Source organism: Bradyrhizobium sp. BR14999, from assembly GCF_056106085.1.
Genome location: NZ_CM148536.1, coordinates 4638867 through 4652615 on the forward strand (window position 1 = coordinate 4638867; position 13749 = coordinate 4652615).

Annotated in this window: 19 protein-coding genes; 12 read left to right on the forward strand and 7 right to left on the reverse strand. The window is 64.7% G+C overall.

Going from position 1 to position 13749, the window contains the following annotated elements; translation table 11 throughout:
* Positions 1 to 130 precede the first annotated feature (130 nt).
* Entirely contained in the window at positions 131 to 739 is a 609-nt protein-coding gene (locus tag ACR9YP_RS21495) for a cysteine hydrolase family protein (RefSeq protein ID WP_438110700.1), read from the forward strand.
* Positions 740 to 968: 229 nt separating this feature from the next.
* On the opposite strand, the gene ACR9YP_RS21500 is transcribed toward ACR9YP_RS21495, so the two are convergent.
* Together ACR9YP_RS21500 and ACR9YP_RS21505 are read right to left on the reverse strand one after the other, a co-directional pair.
* On the reverse strand, positions 969 to 1253 hold the full coding sequence (locus tag ACR9YP_RS21500) for a hypothetical protein (protein ID WP_438107711.1): 285 nt from the start codon (positions 1251 to 1253) through the stop codon (positions 969 to 971).
* Between the two features lie 54 nt (positions 1254 to 1307).
* Positions 1308 to 1712 (reverse strand): response regulator, encoded by a 405-nt coding sequence (locus ACR9YP_RS21505; protein WP_128943331.1) that lies wholly within the window; start codon positions 1710 to 1712, stop codon positions 1308 to 1310.
* Between the two features lie 87 nt (positions 1713 to 1799).
* On the opposite strand from ACR9YP_RS21505, the gene ACR9YP_RS21510 reads away from it, so the two are divergent.
* Positions 1800 to 2807: a chemotaxis protein CheB gene (locus ACR9YP_RS21510; protein WP_474217012.1), complete on the forward strand. Its 1008-nt coding sequence runs from the start codon at positions 1800 to 1802 to the stop codon at positions 2805 to 2807.
* 10 nt (positions 2808 to 2817) lie between these two features.
* A complete protein-coding gene (locus ACR9YP_RS21515; RefSeq protein WP_438107714.1) occupies positions 2818 to 3084 on the forward strand; it encodes a hypothetical protein in 267 nt (88 codons plus the stop codon).
* Here the strand turns inward: ACR9YP_RS21515 and ACR9YP_RS21520 are convergent.
* Positions 3050 to 3259 carry a hypothetical protein gene (locus ACR9YP_RS21520; RefSeq protein WP_370985798.1) on the reverse strand — a complete coding sequence of 70 codons (210 nt, stop codon included), beginning with the start codon at positions 3257 to 3259 and terminating at the stop codon, positions 3050 to 3052. The genes ACR9YP_RS21515 and ACR9YP_RS21520 overlap by 35 nt on opposite strands.
* Positions 3260 to 3445: 186 nt before the next feature.
* Here ACR9YP_RS21520 and ACR9YP_RS21525 point away from each other — a divergent pair, with 186 nt between their 5' ends.
* Positions 3446 to 6616: a CheR family methyltransferase gene (locus ACR9YP_RS21525; protein ID WP_474217013.1), complete on the forward strand. Its 3171-nt coding sequence runs from the start codon at positions 3446 to 3448 to the stop codon at positions 6614 to 6616.
* Positions 6616 to 7362 carry a Crp/Fnr family transcriptional regulator gene (locus ACR9YP_RS21530; protein WP_438107715.1) on the forward strand — a complete coding sequence of 249 codons (747 nt, stop codon included), beginning with the start codon at positions 6616 to 6618 and terminating at the stop codon, positions 7360 to 7362. Before ACR9YP_RS21525 ends, ACR9YP_RS21530 begins: the two co-directional genes overlap by 1 nt.
* Positions 7363 to 7440: 78 nt before the next feature.
* Here the strand turns inward: ACR9YP_RS21530 and ACR9YP_RS21535 are convergent, their stop codons facing one another.
* Positions 7441 to 7644 (reverse strand): hypothetical protein, encoded by a 204-nt coding sequence (locus tag ACR9YP_RS21535; protein ID WP_438107716.1) that lies wholly within the window; start codon positions 7642 to 7644, stop codon positions 7441 to 7443.
* Positions 7645 to 7958: 314 nt separating this feature from the next.
* On the opposite strand from ACR9YP_RS21535, the gene ACR9YP_RS21540 reads away from it, so the two are divergent.
* The 6 genes from ACR9YP_RS21540 to ACR9YP_RS21565 all read left to right on the forward strand — a co-directional run bounded on the left by ACR9YP_RS21540 (position 7959) and on the right by ACR9YP_RS21565 (position 10496).
* Positions 7959 to 8159 carry a hypothetical protein gene (locus ACR9YP_RS21540; RefSeq protein WP_370986049.1) on the forward strand — a complete coding sequence of 67 codons (201 nt, stop codon included), beginning with the start codon at positions 7959 to 7961 and terminating at the stop codon, positions 8157 to 8159.
* Positions 8160 to 8373: 214 nt separating this feature from the next.
* Complete coding sequence (locus ACR9YP_RS21545; protein ID WP_438107717.1) at positions 8374 to 8580, forward strand: hypothetical protein; 207 nt, start codon at positions 8374 to 8376, stop codon at positions 8578 to 8580.
* Positions 8581 to 8582: 2 nt separating this feature from the next.
* Positions 8583 to 8783, forward strand: a complete 201-nt coding sequence (locus tag ACR9YP_RS21550; RefSeq protein WP_438107718.1) for a hypothetical protein — start codon at positions 8583 to 8585, stop codon at positions 8781 to 8783.
* Between the two features lie 65 nt (positions 8784 to 8848).
* A complete protein-coding gene (locus ACR9YP_RS21555) occupies positions 8849 to 9925 on the forward strand; it encodes a flavodoxin family protein (RefSeq protein ID WP_438107719.1) in 1077 nt (358 codons plus the stop codon).
* 57 nt (positions 9926 to 9982) lie between these two features.
* Positions 9983 to 10294: a four-helix bundle copper-binding protein gene (locus tag ACR9YP_RS21560; RefSeq protein ID WP_474217014.1), complete on the forward strand. Its 312-nt coding sequence runs from the start codon at positions 9983 to 9985 to the stop codon at positions 10292 to 10294.
* 13 nt (positions 10295 to 10307) lie between these two features.
* On the forward strand, positions 10308 to 10496 hold the full coding sequence (locus tag ACR9YP_RS21565; RefSeq protein ID WP_438107721.1) for a hypothetical protein: 189 nt from the start codon (positions 10308 to 10310) through the stop codon (positions 10494 to 10496).
* 20 nt (positions 10497 to 10516) lie between these two features.
* Here the strand turns inward: ACR9YP_RS21565 and ACR9YP_RS21570 are convergent, their stop codons facing one another.
* Positions 10517 to 10774, reverse strand: coding sequence for a hypothetical protein (locus ACR9YP_RS21570; RefSeq protein WP_212092892.1), 258 nt, complete (start codon positions 10772 to 10774; stop codon positions 10517 to 10519).
* A gap of 288 nt (positions 10775 to 11062) precedes the next feature.
* Here ACR9YP_RS21570 and ACR9YP_RS21575 point away from each other — a divergent pair, with 288 nt between their 5' ends.
* Positions 11063 to 11437: a hypothetical protein gene (locus ACR9YP_RS21575; protein ID WP_091889588.1), complete on the forward strand. Its 375-nt coding sequence runs from the start codon at positions 11063 to 11065 to the stop codon at positions 11435 to 11437.
* A 4-nt stretch (positions 11438 to 11441) separates the two neighbouring features.
* Here the strand turns inward: ACR9YP_RS21575 and ACR9YP_RS21580 are convergent, their stop codons facing one another.
* Together ACR9YP_RS21580 and ACR9YP_RS21585 are read right to left on the reverse strand one after the other, a co-directional pair.
* Complete coding sequence (locus ACR9YP_RS21580) at positions 11442 to 12713, reverse strand: polysaccharide deacetylase family protein (RefSeq protein WP_474217015.1); 1272 nt, start codon at positions 12711 to 12713, stop codon at positions 11442 to 11444.
* A 182-nt stretch (positions 12714 to 12895) separates the two neighbouring features.
* Entirely contained in the window at positions 12896 to 13669 is a 774-nt protein-coding gene (locus ACR9YP_RS21585; protein WP_438110702.1) for a polysaccharide deacetylase family protein, read from the reverse strand.
* Positions 13670 to 13749: the final 80 nt, after the last annotated feature.

Sequence of the window (13749 nt, forward strand, 5' to 3'; positions counted from 1 at the left end):
AGAACGAGAAGGCTTGGCGCTGATCAGTGCGGCGCCGTGCGGCCCTGTTCACGGGAGTGCATTGCCGTCGCTGAATTCGCCGCGAAGATGCCCGACTGACGGCGTGGCCGAGCGCCTGATGGTGGAGGACATGAGGGACAGTGCGTCGGAGATTGCCGAGATCAGGGATGGCGTTCACCTCTGCATCGACATGCAGAACATTTTCGCCCCTGGCGGGCTCTGGGCGACACCCTGGATGGAGCGCGTCCTGCCGACGATCGCCTCGATTGCGGCGCGCCATCCGGCCAGAACGATCTTCACGCGCTTCATCACGCCGCAGGATCCGGAAGACCGTCCGGGCCAGTGGCAGAGCTATTTCCAGCGTTGGCACCAGGCGACGCGAAAACATCTTCCGCCATCCGGTCTCGAACTCGTGCCGGCCTTGGCCGGGTTCGTTCCGCCGGCTGCCGTCATCGACAAGCCGGCCTATTCCGCGTTCAGCAATCCGGGTCTTGCAAGCCTGCTGATCGGAAAGAACGTCGGCACGGTGGTGATCACCGGGGCCGAGACGGATGTCTGCGTGCTGTCGACGGTTCTGAGCGCCGTCGATCTCGGCTTCAGGGTCGTCATCGTCGAGGACGCGCTGTGCAGCTCGTCCGACGTCGGGCACGACGCGCTCATGACGATGTACCGCACCCGCTTTCACGGCCAGGTCGACCTCGTCACCGCGGAGGAGCTGGCGGAGTTCTGGCGGGAGTAGATTCGCCAGGCATTCCGACGAAGTGCGGCGGCCGATTCACATAGCCTAATGCACGGGTCATCCGGAGCGGCCAGACTATGCCGGCTGGAAAGGGGGCTGCGATGACGATGGATCGCATTGAACAAGCCTTTGTCGCGACCGCGATTACGGGTTTCCTGGTGATGATGGGAGCGATCATCTGGATGATGATGGGCTAACGGCCGGGAAGGGTCCTGTCTTGCGCGTCGCGCTACCTTACGCCGGAGCTATCCTGTGCCTGGCGGTGACCGCCTGGATCGCCTTCGCGCATTTGTTCTGATCGTTGTCGGCTGCGATCTTCCGAGGCAGCGGTCTTGTCCGGATGCTGCCTGTCCCGGCGGGGCGGCTTGCGGCGCTTTTGCTCCAGCTCCTCGCGCAGGCGCTGAGCGCTCACGAGATGATCGCTGCTGCGCAGCAGTGCCAGGGCCTCGCGCACCAGCTCCTGCGAATGGCTCAGGAGTTGCTTGTCGACGGCGGGATCAGGTGCATAGATCATTGAACGTCGCTCTCTGTTGCGAGGAGTGGTTAGGAAGACGCGCCGCGCTGCGCGTCATGCACGCCGGTCGCCGACGAGCCCAGCCAGATTCCGTGCCATGGCCACGATATCGATCGGCTTCTCCCAGAGCGGCACGTCCTGGAATTCCGGCTCGATGCTGATTTTCTCGTACCCCGTCGTGAACACGAAGGGCACATCGCGCGCCCTGAGCTCCCTGGCAATCGGAAAGATCATCTGGGTCCGGATGTTTACGTCGAGCACCGCGGCATCCAGAACGCCGCCATTGTGCAGCATCGCGACGGCATCCTCGATGTGACCGACGGGACCGGCAATCTCTGCGCCGAGCTTGCGCAGGGCATTGCCGATGTCGTCGGCGAGAAAATATTCGTCCTCGACCACCAGAATGCGGCGCCCCGTCAGCGGCGTACCTGCAAGAGACGACGCGGGCGAAACTGACATGATCCCCTCCCGGGAGCCCATCGATACGATTGGAACATAAGGCGGAGGACCGCCTTGGTCCAAACGACGCAATCCGAGGCGGGTTCCATGAGCAACCGCGACATCATCGTCATCGGGGGCTCGGCCGGCGCCACCCAGCCCTTGAAGCAGATTCTGGGCCGCCTGCCGGCAGACTTGCCGGCCGCGATCTTTGTCGTCCTGCACATTCCTGCGCAGGGCATCGGGATCCTATCCACGGTCGCCAACAATGCCGGCCCGCTTCCGGTGCGGCAGGCCAAAAACGGCATGAAGATCGAGCCCGGCCAGATTTATCTCGCCGCGCCCGACCACCACCTGCTGCTGTCCGGGGATCACATTTTCCTTGGGCGGGGGCCGCGCGAGAACCTGGTGCGGCCGGCGATCGATGCCCTGTTCCGCTCCGCCGCCCTCTATCACGGTCCGCGCGTGATCGGCGTGCTCCTGAGCGGCCTCTTGTCGGACGGCGCCGCCGGCCTCAACGCCATCAAGCGCTGCGGCGGGATGACGGTGGTGCAGGACCCCATGGACGCAATTTCCGATGAAATGCCGCGGCGCGCCATGGAGGCGACCACCATCGATCTCTGCGTTCCCGGCGCAACCATGGGCGACGTTCTCTCCGAGTTGGTCAAGGAGCAGGCCGGAGTCCCGCTGCCGATCCCGCCCGAGATCAGGCTCGAGGTCGAGATTGCGGCCGGTGAGCGGATCGGCAGCGACAATCTCGTGTCGGTTGCCGATCCCGTTGCCCTCACATGCCCGGCCTGCGGGGGAGTGCTTTCCGAGGTCAAGGAAGGTCGCCCAATGCGTTTCCGCTGCCAGGTTGGTCACGCCTTCACCGCGGATGTTCTCGCCAAGGAGCAGGAAGGGCGGGTCGATGAAGCCTTGCGGGTTGCGCTCCGCATCATCGAGGAACGGGCGGAACTGGTGCACCGCATGGCCGCCGACGGCCGGCGCAGCGGCCGGCCTGCGGTCGCCGAGATGTACGAAGCCAGGGCGGCCGAATACCGCGAATATGCCGATATGATCCGGCGCGTCGTGCTAAAATCGCTCGATCCTCCGGTTCATAAGCGGGAGGCTTGAGGGCTCTGCCATGGCCAACTCCCTTGCCGAATGGACCGAGCAGCTCCGTACCGAGCAGCGCCTGCTGGTGAAGGCCGATCGGGACATCGAGCAGGGCTCGCAGCGCATCCGCGATCAGGAAGATCGCGTGCGTGAGCTGATGGCGGAAGGCCACGATACGCGGCAGGCAGAACGGCTGGTTGACCTGCTCAAGGAGACCCTGGCCGAATGGGAGCGCCACCGCGTCTTGATCGAGCAGCGCGTTACTTACCTCCGGCAGCAGGTCGAGGCGGGTTAGCCGGCGGGTGGCTGATTGCCGGTCTCCTGAATTCTGCACTGAGCTCGAACATGTAGTCGAGCTGTCGCTCCACGCGGCGGCGCCAGCGGTCGTTCTCGGCGAGCAGGCGGCGTGTGGTCGCGGCGGCGCGCTCGGCGCGCCCGATCAGGGTCGCGAGTTCCTCGGAGATTTGCATCGCGCGTTCCTGCGCTACCCGCCGAGTATGGACCTTCCGGCCGGGGCTGACAACGCTCGGGCCAGGAATCGAAAAGGGGCTTCGGGACATTTTTGCCTTTGATCTGTTGGGGTAATATCGATTTCTGCTATTTGCAGGAGCCGGGCGCCCATTGGTCCCGGTCAGCGAAAGAGAGCTACCAGAGCCATGAAGGAAGTCGGCGACCGACCAGTCGATGGAGAGCGCCAGATCAAGGCCCCGCTGATCATCGGCGTCGGCGCCTCACCCGGCGCCCTGGACAGCATCGAGCGCTTCTTTGGCAAGCTGATCATCGGCGCAGATCAGGCGATCGTGCTGGCACTTCAGCATCACGAGTTGTTCGACGAGCCACGGCTGCGCCGGATCGTGCAGGGATCCAACGGCGCCAAGGTTGCCGACATCCGTGACGGTCATGCGATCGAGGGCGGCACGATCTATCTGTGCCCGCTGGCGATGATCACCACGATTCAGGGCGATCGGTTCGCGATCCGCAAAGCCGAGCAGGCGCCCGGCGAGCGCGCCACGATCGACAGCTTCCTGGTGTCGCTGGCCGAAGAACGTGCCGAGCAATCCATCGGCGTCATCCTCGCCGGCACCGGCGGAGACGGCACGCTCGGCGCCGCGACGTTGAAGGACCACGGTGGTCTCGCCATCGCAGAGAAAGCCGCGGGCCCGAACACGGCCGAGCACCTGCTCGACGGCAACACGCCTGCCGCGATTGCCGACTATGTACTGCCGCCGGAGGAGATCCCCGAGCACATCCAGGTCTACGCCCGTCATCTGAGGCGCCTGGATGAGAAGCAGGGCTTCGACGAGGTGCTGGCCGCGGCCGCGACCTCGCTGTCGCGCATCGCCGACATCCTGCGCAACAAGACCGGCAATGATTTCCACGGTTACAAGCAGAACACCTTCCTGCGCCGCGTGCAGCGCCGCATGCAGGTGGTCCAGATCGACGGTATTCCGGCCTATGTCGATTTGCTGCGCAACGACAAGGATGAGGCGCAGCACCTCTTCAACGACCTCCTGATCGGCGTCACTGAGTTCTTCCGCGACAAGCGCGAATTCGAGGTGCTGGAGACCCAGATCATTCCGAAGATATTCGAGGGCAAGGGCGCGGGTCAGCAGGTTCGGGTCTGGGTGCTCGGCTGCGCCACCGGCGAGGAGGCTTACTCGATCGGCATTCTCCTACGCGAATACATGGCGCGGATGGATTCGGTGCCGCAGGTGCAGATCTTCGCCACCGACATTGACGGCCGCGCGCTGGCGGCCGCGCGCGTCGGCCGTTATCGCACCAGCATCGAGGCCGACATGACCAGCGAGCGCCTGGCGCGCTGGTTCGTGCGCGAGGGCGACACCTATTGCGTGGTCAAGGAGCTGCGCGAGATGTGCATCTTCTCGCAGCACAACGTCATCAAGGACGCGCCGTTCTCCAAGCTCGACCTCGTCTCCTGCCGGAACCTTCTCATCTATCTCAATGCCGAATTGCAGAACCGCGTGATCCCGCTCTTTCATTTCGCGCTGCTGCCGGACCGCTTTCTCTTCCTCGGCAATTCCGAGAACGTGACGCGGCATCCGAAACTGTTTGCGCCGATCGATCGCCGCGCCCGCATCTTCAAGAAGCTGGAGACCGGAACGCGGCTGCCGCCGGAATTTCCGATCACGACCGCGGCGGGCAGGGCGCCGGTCGAAGTGCCGCCGGTGCGCTCCTTCGGCCCCGACGTAGGCCTGGAGCGCCGCGCCCAGCGCATCGCGGAGCGCTATGCGCCGGCCTACGTCATCACCGATGACAATTTCCAGATCCTGCACTTCTCCGGTCGCACCGGCCGCTACATCGAGCCGACGGCGGGCACCGCCACGCTCGACCTGCTCCAGCTCGTGCACCGCGATCTCCGCCTGGAACTCCGCACCGCGCTGAGCCGTGCGGCGGAGACCAACGAGCCTGCCCATGCCGAGCAAGTGCAGCTCGGCGTGAACGGCCACCGTGTCCTGGTCGACGTCACCGTCGAGCCGATCCAGGAGGGCGGCGGCGGCCACCGTAATTTCGTCGTTCTGTTCAAGGACGGCCCCATCCGCGCGATCGAGACCAACCAGAGCAATCCCAACGCCCTCGTGCGCACCGAGCATGTTGAGAGGCTCGAAAGCGAGCTGCGCGCGACGCGGGAGCGCCTGCAGGCGACCATCGAGGAGCTCGAAAGCACCAACGAGGAGCTGAAGTCCTCGAACGAGGAATACCAGTCGCTCAACGAGGAGCTTCAGTCCGCGAACGAGGAGCTCGAAACCTCGCGCGAGGAATTGCAGTCGGTCAACGAGGAACTGACCACCGTCAATGGCGAGCTGGCGCATCGCGTTCAGGAGTTGACCCGCGCCACCAGCGACCTCAAGAATTTCCTCGAGAGCACGCAGATTGCGACCGTATTCCTCGACAACGATTTGCGCGTGATGAATTTCACGCCGGCGATCACGCAGGTTCTGCATCTGGTCGAGACCGATACGGGCCGCCCGATCGCCCACATCAAGGCGCGCATCCCGATCGAGGAGCTCTACGACGACATTCGCCGCGTGCTGCGGACGCTGGCGAGCGTAGAGCGCGAGCTGAGCGCGCCCGACAGCGGCACACGCTACATCGTCCGCATCCTGCCCTATCGCAGCATCGACAATTTCATCGCAGGCGTCGTCATCACCTTCATCGACGTCACCGCGATCACCCGGGCCGAGGAGCGGCAGCGCCTGCTGCTGGCCGAGCTTCAGCATCGCGTCCGCAACACGCTCGGCGTGGTGCGCTCGATCGCCCGTCGCTCGGCGGAGTCGAGCTCCACCGTCGAGGACTACGCCTCGCATCTCGACGGCCGGCTGAACGCCTTCGCCCGCACCCAGGCGCTGGTGACCCGCGATCCCGAAGGCGGCGTCGACCTCGAATTTCTCGTGGTGGAGGAGCTCCTCGCTTATAACGCCCGCGAAGGCGAGCAGATGCGGGTGTCCGGTCCCAAGGTGCGCTTCCAGCCCAAGGCCGCGGAGACTTTCGCGCTCGCGCTCCACGAGCTTGCGACGAATGCGCTGAAATATGGCGCGTTGAGCCAGCCGACAGGCCGTATCGAGGTCTCATGGCGCGTCGATGAAAGCACCGAACCCAAGCGGCTGGTGTTCGAATGGCGGGAGCGGGGTGGGCCGCAAGTGGTGCCGCCGCCGCGAAAAGGTTTTGGCACCGAGCTTCTCGAGCGCACGCTGGCCTTCGAGTTCAAGGGCCAGACCACGATGGCATTCAATCCCGGGGGGCTGCAATGCACGATCATCATTCCCTTGAGCAAGCGCACTTTCCACACGCCGTCATTGGCTGACTGATGTCCTTGTCGATCGCCGATCGCAGCCTGTTGGAGCCGGCCGCTCGCCGGCTGAACGCGTTGAGGCCGTTGTCGGCAGAGGCACGCGCCGCGCTTGACTATGCGATGCTCGAAGGGTTGCAGCGCGCCGGCTCCAGCGAGGACCTGATCTCGGAAGGGGATCCCGTCGACAGCGTCCGGGTCGTGCTGTCGGGCTGGCTCTGCCGCTATAAGACGCTCGAGGACGGAAGACGCCAGATCGTCAACTTCATCTTCCCGGGCGAGAGCTGCGACGCGCATGCGTATCTGCTCGCGGTCATGGACCATTCCATCGCGACGCTGACGCCGGTGGTCTACGCTGAAATCAAGCGCGCGCGTTTCGAGAGCCTGATCGCGGGCGACCGGTCGCTTGCGGAAGCATTCTGGTGCGAGACACTCGTCAACAACGCGATCCAGCGCGAATGGGCCATCAATCTCGGCCGCCGCGTCGCGCTGGAGCGCGTCGCGCATCTGTTCTGCGAGATCTTCGAGCGGCTTCGTCCTGTCGGCATGATCGAGGGCAATTCCTGCATCATGCCGGTGACGCAGATGGATCTCGCCGATGCCACCGGCCTGTCCGTGGTTCATCTCAATCGAACCGTGCAGGAGCTGCGCGCGTCCGGCCTGATCGTGCTGCGCGAGCGGACGCTCACCATCAACGATCTCGCCGCGCTCAAGGACGCGGCCCTGTTCTCGCCGAGCTATCTGCACCTGTATCGGCGTGGATGACCAGAGATTGGCGTCAGGTGCTGCTTCGGGTGCCGGCGGCAGCGGCGCTGGTGAGGTGGGATGGGAGGCGAGGGCTCGCTACGTTGTCCGCCGGGGCGAGCATCGCCCCTCATTGTCCTGACGTGCCTTGATCTCGGAGCGGACGCTTGCGCTTTCGTAGATCGACAGTCGAAGCTTCTCGCGCACATCGTCGAACTGCGTCCGAAGAAGGTGGCGCTGCTTTCGAATTTCGCCGTTTTCTTCGAGTGCCAGTTGAGCGCGTGCGAACAGGGTGTCTGTCATTTCTGGATCATGATCGATCCCTCCGCTTTCGACCACCAACCAGGTTAATCTTCGTTTTAATCTTCGCTTTGTCTCCGGGGAAAAGCTCGTAGCTCTTCCCACCAGAGCGTACCGGCAGCATATGTAAGTCGTACTGACCAAGACCGGCACGTCTCTCTGGCGGTGCGCTTGTGTTGAGGGCGGCTGGAAACGCGTCAACTTTCCATGTCAGCGACGCAACCGCTCCCGATCGGGCACGTTGGTCTCCCACTGCAGTGAAGAGCAGTGACGAGAACGCAATGGCGCGCTCCGCCCAGAAACAAGGAGAACGCCTGATGTCGATGCGGCATCGATTCAAGCATACGGATCCTCTGGAAATCCGGTTGGCGGCCGAGGCGGAGCGGCTGCGCGAAGAGGCCAAATCGCTTCCGCCCGGCGCTGCACGCGACGAGATGTTGCGCAAGGCGCGGCAGGCGGAAACAGGGTCTCAGATGAGTGAGTGGCTGAGGTCGCCGGGCCTGCAGCCGCCGGACTAATGCAGCCGCGGTTGGAGCGTGCAGCATCAGCATTTCGGTTCCGGCGCAATCGAAAGGGCGCTGGCAACCCGCTGCGCATCCTGGCGGCGCGTAAAATCACGCACTTAACTTATTGAAATGCCGGAACCGGCTGATGCGGCGGAATCTACAATCTGCCGGTTGGGCCGCCCTCAGCCGGCAATTTCCATCCATCCGAATTGCTCGTGAAAATACGATGACCGCCAAACGTAACCGCAGGAAACAGACCCAATCGCTCCAGCAGCGGTTGACGACATTCGCCGAAAACGCCCGCGAGCGCGCGCGCAGCCTGCCGCCGGGCAAGGAACGCGAGATGCTGCTGCAGCGCGCCAAGCAGAACGAAGTGACCTCGAACTTGACCGACTGGCTGAGCGCACCCGTCTACCCACGACGAGGACAATGAAGATGGGAAGCATGAAGCACTATCGCGCGTTCCAGATCGAGCCGGACGGGCGTGTGTTCGGATGCGTCAATCTCGTCTGCGACAATGACGAGCAGGCCAAGCGCGAAGCCGCCGCGCTCGTGCTGCTGCATCGCATCGAGCTGTGGCGGCTCGACCAGCGCATCGCGCGCTTCGATCTGCCCCAGGAGATGGTGCGCCAGTAGAGCTATGGGAACCGCGCGGAGTGCCCCGGGTTGGTCGGACGGTACCGACTTCGCCAGGAGCCAGCATGATGGACGCCGACATTCGCAAGGGGATGCCGCCCGTCAGGCTGTCGCGCGAGGAGTTCGAGCGGCGTTACCGGAGCCAGTTCGTCGATCCCGCCTTTGCCCCGCTGCAACGCGAGCTCGATGCCGTCGTCGGTGCCGCCTGGGACGCCTACAGCCATTCGCGCAAGGCGCCGCTGACGCGCAAGGCGGGCGCGGGCTTCGCCGATCCCGATTACGACATCGCCGTCGATTGGCTGGAGGCGCGCGCCGCCGTGCTTGCGGCGCAGCGTCGGCATGACGATGCCGCCGAGACGCCGCGGATCCTGATCATCAACGGCTCGGCCCGCAGCGAGCACACCTGTCCTGGTGAGATGTCCAAGACCTGGCGCCTGGTCAAGCTGGCCGAGCCGGTCTTCATCGAGATGGGATTTGCCGTCGACATTCTCGATCTGTCACGGCTCGCCTCGGAATTCGGCAAGAATATCCATCCCTGCAAATCCTGCGTTGCGACCGCGATGCCGCTCTGTCACTGGCCGTGCAGCTGCTATCCGAACTATTCGCTGGGGCAGACCGGCGATTGGATGAACGAGATCTACCCGCTCTGGGTCGCTGCACACGGCATCCTGATCGTGGCGCCGGTGAACTGGTATCACGTGCCGGCCGGGCTCAAGGCGATGATGGACCGCATGGTCTGCGCCGACGGCGGCAATCCCGATCCGAGCTCGACCCACGGCAAGAAGGCCGCCGAAGCCAAGGCGATGGAGCTGAAGGGCTGGTCTTATCCGCGTCATCTCGCCGGCCGTCATTTCGGCATCGTCGTTCACGGCGATGCGGTTGGCGCCGAGGACGTCCGCCGCGCCTTGTCCGACTGGCTGACAGACATGCAGCTGACCTCGGCGGGCCGCTTCGCCGAGCTCGACGGCTATGTCGGCTACATGGAGCCATACGCCACCTCGCACCGCGAGCTCGATGAAGACGACGAATTCCAGCAGCAGGTGCAGAATGCAGCGCGCGCGCTCGGCAACGCGGTCCGGCTGGCGCGGGGCGGGCGGCTCGAGGAGCCCGGTGCCGGTCTTGCGGACCCAAACCCCAAATGACACAGCGCGGCGACCGGAACCTGGAACGAAGCGCGTTGCCCCGCTCAGTCCGAAGACATGACGCGCTGCATCGGGCTCTGCATGAGCTGCTACCAGATTTGCCTCGGCACCGCGATGAACCACTGCCTCGAGACCGCCGGCAAGCACGTCGAGCCGAAGCACTTCCGCCTGATGATGGCCTGCGCCGAGATGTGCCGGACGGCCGCGCATTTCATGCTGATCAACACGCCGCATCACAAGCACACCTGCGGCGAATGCGCCGAAATCTGCGCCGAATGCGCCGAGGATTGCGAGCGGATCGGCGGCATGGACGAATGCGTCGCGATGTGCCGCTCGTGCGCCCAATCCTGCCGCGCGATGGCGGCCTGAAAGGACAAAGCCCATGCTGGAAGAGAAACTCAAGGAAGCCATCATCGGCGAGCTGCAAAGACAAGCCGCCGACCGGCCCCAAGCGCTCAAGGTTCAAGGCTCGGACGATGTGAAACGCTCGGACGAGCTGACCGTCAACGGCAAGGTCGACCTTGGCGCCCTGGTCATGGTGATCGCGGGATCAGTGGCCGGCGGCCCTTAGCTCGGTCGTCGACCGGCCGTTTAGCCGTATTCCTCCCCGATACCGTATTCCCGGTAGATCTCCAGCGGATCGAGGTCGGGAAACAGGCGGCATTTGGCCTGGGCCAGGTGCAAACTCACCGCCGCCGGCTCCTTGCCGTTCGAGAGCATCTTGCGGATGTCGTCCATATGCGCGTTCGGCCGGTGCTTTGGCTCGAGCTGCTCCAGCGCGACCAGCGCGGTCGCAAGCGCCTCGGTCAGAACCCAATCGTCGTGGCCCGTGATTCCCTTCTTCGGCATCGGCAGACCCCACATGTGGCGGCGGTCGATAGTCTATCGCGACTTTCGCCAAATCGCCATTGAGCCGTTGCGGGCAAGCGGCGCGGGAATGGGGCGACGGCGTGCTCCGGTTTGCAATATGGCCGCGTGTGGCTAAAAGGCGGCGAGTTGCGGGGCGAAAGTATCTTTGTTGAAACAAACTTGGCGTAGACGGGCCTGCACGGCATCCAGGCCGGCTGCTCCGGTCTGGCCCCTGATCCCGTAGGCGCGACGATCCGGTTGCGCTACCCCTTCAAGGCTCGAGCCAGCATGGTTTTTCTTAGCTTCGTCTACCGCTTCATCACCAATTTCGCGTTCATGGCGGTGGTCTATTTCAGCCTGAACTTCATGGAGAAGTACCCGAACCGGGCGATCCTGGCGATCCTGGTGCTGGTCTATGCCGCCATGCGCGCAGCCTCGACGCTGCGCGCGTTCTATTTCTTCCAGAAGATCGAGAAGCTGGAGGCCGAGACGCGGCGGCTTCAGGCCCCGATCAATGATGGTTCGGGCGGAACCTCGGCGCGCAAGCAGGTCGTCGCCGACGTTGCGCGGCTGCGGCGCGACGGCGAGCTCAAGTCCTATATGGACCTGTTCTTCCTGGCGCTGATCGTGCTGCTCTGCGTCGCCGCGATCATGCGGCAGTAGGGCTTTAAGCGCGCTTCTTCAGGCTGGCGACCCCGGTCGGACGCGGCGCGGCGGGCTTGGGCGCCGGGCTGCTGGCCTGCGCAGCGTGCTTCGGTGTGCCATGCGCGGCATGTGCCGTCCGCCGTCCCGGCGATTTGGCTGCCTTGCCCTTGGCCGCATGAGGCCTCTCGGCTGCCATGGCCAGCCGCGTCGCGGCGCGCCGTGAGGCGGTCGTCGACAGCAGCACCTCGACCGAGCCCTCGGGAATCGCAAACAGGTCGCGGTCCGGCACGGGCAGGGTGGCCGCGACATTCGCCAGCGCCATGGTCCGGCGCGGCAGCAGCGGCTGATGCTCGGTCTGCGCATTGAGGTCGGCAACAGCGGGCGCCGGCAGCGTCCCGGCCTGCGCGAACACGAAATTCGGCACGCGCGGCCAGCGCGCGATCGGCGTCGTCTCGGTCGGAGGATGCAGCAGCCATTCCACTGGCGTCGTCGGTGTGGCCGGCCGGTCGGCGGTCGCAGGCACCACATGGACGATGCGATAGCCGCGCGCCTTGAGGTCGCGGATGATCTTCGGCAGCGCCGCCACCGTGCGGGCCTGGATGTCGTGCAGCAGCAGGATGCCCTTGCCCTTGGCCTCCAGCCGCTGGATCGCGAGCTGATAGACCCGGTCGGACGAGACATGGCGCCAATCGTCGGCGGGGAAATCGGCGCTCCAGACCTGGATGCCGCGCGAGATCAGATGGTTCTCGACGCCTTCGGCGCGCATCAGGCCGGGAATGCGGAAGAATGGCGCGAGCTTGGACGGATCGGTCATCGCGGCCGAGGTCCATTCGATGCCGCCGTTGATCTCGGCCTCGGCCTTCTCGATCGGCATCCGGTCGAACGTCAGCGGATGGTCCATGCTATGGGTGCCGACGGTGTGGCCCGCCGCCACCAGCTTGCGCACCCCTTCCGGATTGGCCTTGGCCTGGTTGCCGATGATGAAGAAGGTCGCCTTGATGCACTCGCCGGCGAGGATCTGGAGCACCTGGTTGGAATATTTCGGCAGCGGACCGTCGTCGAAGGTCAGGACCACTTCATGGTCCTTCAGCGGCAGCGTCTCGCGATATTGCATGGTGCCGACCAGCGGATGCTCGCGCGGATCGACCACGAGGGTGCGGGAGGTCCCGAGCGCGTCCGGATGGCCGGGACAGTCGGCTGCGAGCGCCGCCGGCGAAGCGGTGGTCAGCAATCCCAACAACAGGCCAAGGGCGCTCCACGATCGCGTCCGCGAAACAACGCTACTTCCGATCATGAACCTTCGTCTGCCCCCATATGCGATGGCCGCCTTAATAGGTCGGAGACTTCTGGAAACCGGTTCAGGCGCAAAGAACCCTTTCCCATGACAGGTCCCCCGACCATTTGCATGGGCTAGCATGAACAGAGTGTTAACAGGGCCTAAATCACCCCATTTTGCGCCGGCGTGACATTCCGGCATCAATGCGCGTCGGCATGCTTCTGCGCGGGGCCGGCCGGCGCGATGTGAACCACCCGATAGCCATTCTCCCTCAGATACCGCAGGAAGGCCGGCATGATCGCGGCCGTGCGCGCCTTGGGGTCGTGGAAGAGGATGATGCCCTTGCCGCTGGCGGCAAGGCGCTCGGTGACGAGCTTCAATTCCTGCTCCGGCGTCATCTCGTTCCAGTCGCTGGCCCAGAGGTCAGCCCCGAACACGACGATGCCGCGCGCCTGGAGCAGGTCGAGCTGTCCCGGTGTTGCCTCGAAATAGGGGAAGCGGAAGAACGGCGTCGAGGGCGTCGTGGTCGACACCCCGTGCAGCGCCATCTCGTCGGCCGCGATGCCGCGGTCGATCTCGCTCTTCGCCTTGTCGAGCGGAAGCCGCGCCATGAACGGGTGCGAGAAGGTGTGATGGCCGATGGTGTGGCCCTCGCTGGCGATGCGCTTGACCATGTCTGGATGCTGGGAGGCGTGCAGGCCGATCAGGAAGAAGGTCGCACGCACGCATTCCTGCGCCAGCGCCGCCAGCACCTTCGAGGTGGTCGGCGGATGTGGGCCGTCATCGAAGGTCAGCACGACCTCGCGATCGGCGAGCGGCAGCGTCTGCGGAAAGCTCTTCAGGCCGACGCGCGGGGTAGTCTTGGCGTCGACGCTCAGAACGCGCGAAGTGCCGAGCGCGTCCTTGCGCGGGCACTCGGCGGCTTCCGGCGAGGTCGCGCCGACGAGGCCGGCCAGCACCGCGCCCAGCGCCATCGAGGTCCATTCCGGCCGATGCATCTTTGTCATTGCGCTCGAAGTTCGCTTGTGGGTATTGCCTGAGCCGTCAGCCCAGA

Bases quoted from the DNA above. Each gene is read 5' to 3' on its own strand.
- ACR9YP_RS21580 (WP_474217015.1), bottom strand. From the start codon at position 12,713: ATGATCGGAAGTAGCGTTGTTTCGCGGACGCGATCGTGGAGCGCCCTT.
- ACR9YP_RS21565 (WP_438107721.1), top strand. From the start codon at position 10,308: ATGCTGGAAGAGAAACTCAAGGAAGCCATCATCGGCGAGCTGCAAAGA.
- ACR9YP_RS21545 (WP_438107717.1), top strand. From the start codon at position 8,374: ATGACCGCCAAACGTAACCGCAGGAAACAGACCCAATCGCTCCAGCAG.
- ACR9YP_RS21575 (WP_091889588.1), top strand. From the start codon at position 11,063: ATGGTTTTTCTTAGCTTCGTCTACCGCTTCATCACCAATTTCGCGTTC.
- ACR9YP_RS21555 (WP_438107719.1), top strand. From the start codon at position 8,849: ATGATGGACGCCGACATTCGCAAGGGGATGCCGCCCGTCAGGCTGTCG.
- ACR9YP_RS21570 (WP_212092892.1), bottom strand. From the start codon at position 10,774: ATGCCGAAGAAGGGAATCACGGGCCACGACGATTGGGTTCTGACCGAG.
- ACR9YP_RS21585 (WP_438110702.1), bottom strand. From the start codon at position 13,669: ATGGCGCTGGGCGCGGTGCTGGCCGGCCTCGTCGGCGCGACCTCGCCG.
- ACR9YP_RS21560 (WP_474217014.1), top strand. From the start codon at position 9,983: ATGACGCGCTGCATCGGGCTCTGCATGAGCTGCTACCAGATTTGCCTC.
- ACR9YP_RS21530 (WP_438107715.1), top strand. From the start codon at position 6,616: ATGTCCTTGTCGATCGCCGATCGCAGCCTGTTGGAGCCGGCCGCTCGC.
- ACR9YP_RS21540 (WP_370986049.1), top strand. From the start codon at position 7,959: ATGTCGATGCGGCATCGATTCAAGCATACGGATCCTCTGGAAATCCGG.
- ACR9YP_RS21515 (WP_438107714.1), top strand. From the start codon at position 2,818: ATGGCCAACTCCCTTGCCGAATGGACCGAGCAGCTCCGTACCGAGCAG.
- ACR9YP_RS21525 (WP_474217013.1), top strand. From the start codon at position 3,446: ATGAAGGAAGTCGGCGACCGACCAGTCGATGGAGAGCGCCAGATCAAG.
- ACR9YP_RS21520 (WP_370985798.1), bottom strand. From the start codon at position 3,259: ATGCAAATCTCCGAGGAACTCGCGACCCTGATCGGGCGCGCCGAGCGC.
- ACR9YP_RS21550 (WP_438107718.1), top strand. From the start codon at position 8,583: ATGGGAAGCATGAAGCACTATCGCGCGTTCCAGATCGAGCCGGACGGG.
- ACR9YP_RS21505 (WP_128943331.1), bottom strand. From the start codon at position 1,712: ATGTCAGTTTCGCCCGCGTCGTCTCTTGCAGGTACGCCGCTGACGGGG.
- ACR9YP_RS21495 (WP_438110700.1), top strand. From the start codon at position 131: ATGAGGGACAGTGCGTCGGAGATTGCCGAGATCAGGGATGGCGTTCAC.
- ACR9YP_RS21535 (WP_438107716.1), bottom strand. From the start codon at position 7,644: ATGACAGACACCCTGTTCGCACGCGCTCAACTGGCACTCGAAGAAAAC.
- ACR9YP_RS21510 (WP_474217012.1), top strand. From the start codon at position 1,800: ATGAGCAACCGCGACATCATCGTCATCGGGGGCTCGGCCGGCGCCACC.
- ACR9YP_RS21500 (WP_438107711.1), bottom strand. From the start codon at position 1,253: ATGATCTATGCACCTGATCCCGCCGTCGACAAGCAACTCCTGAGCCAT.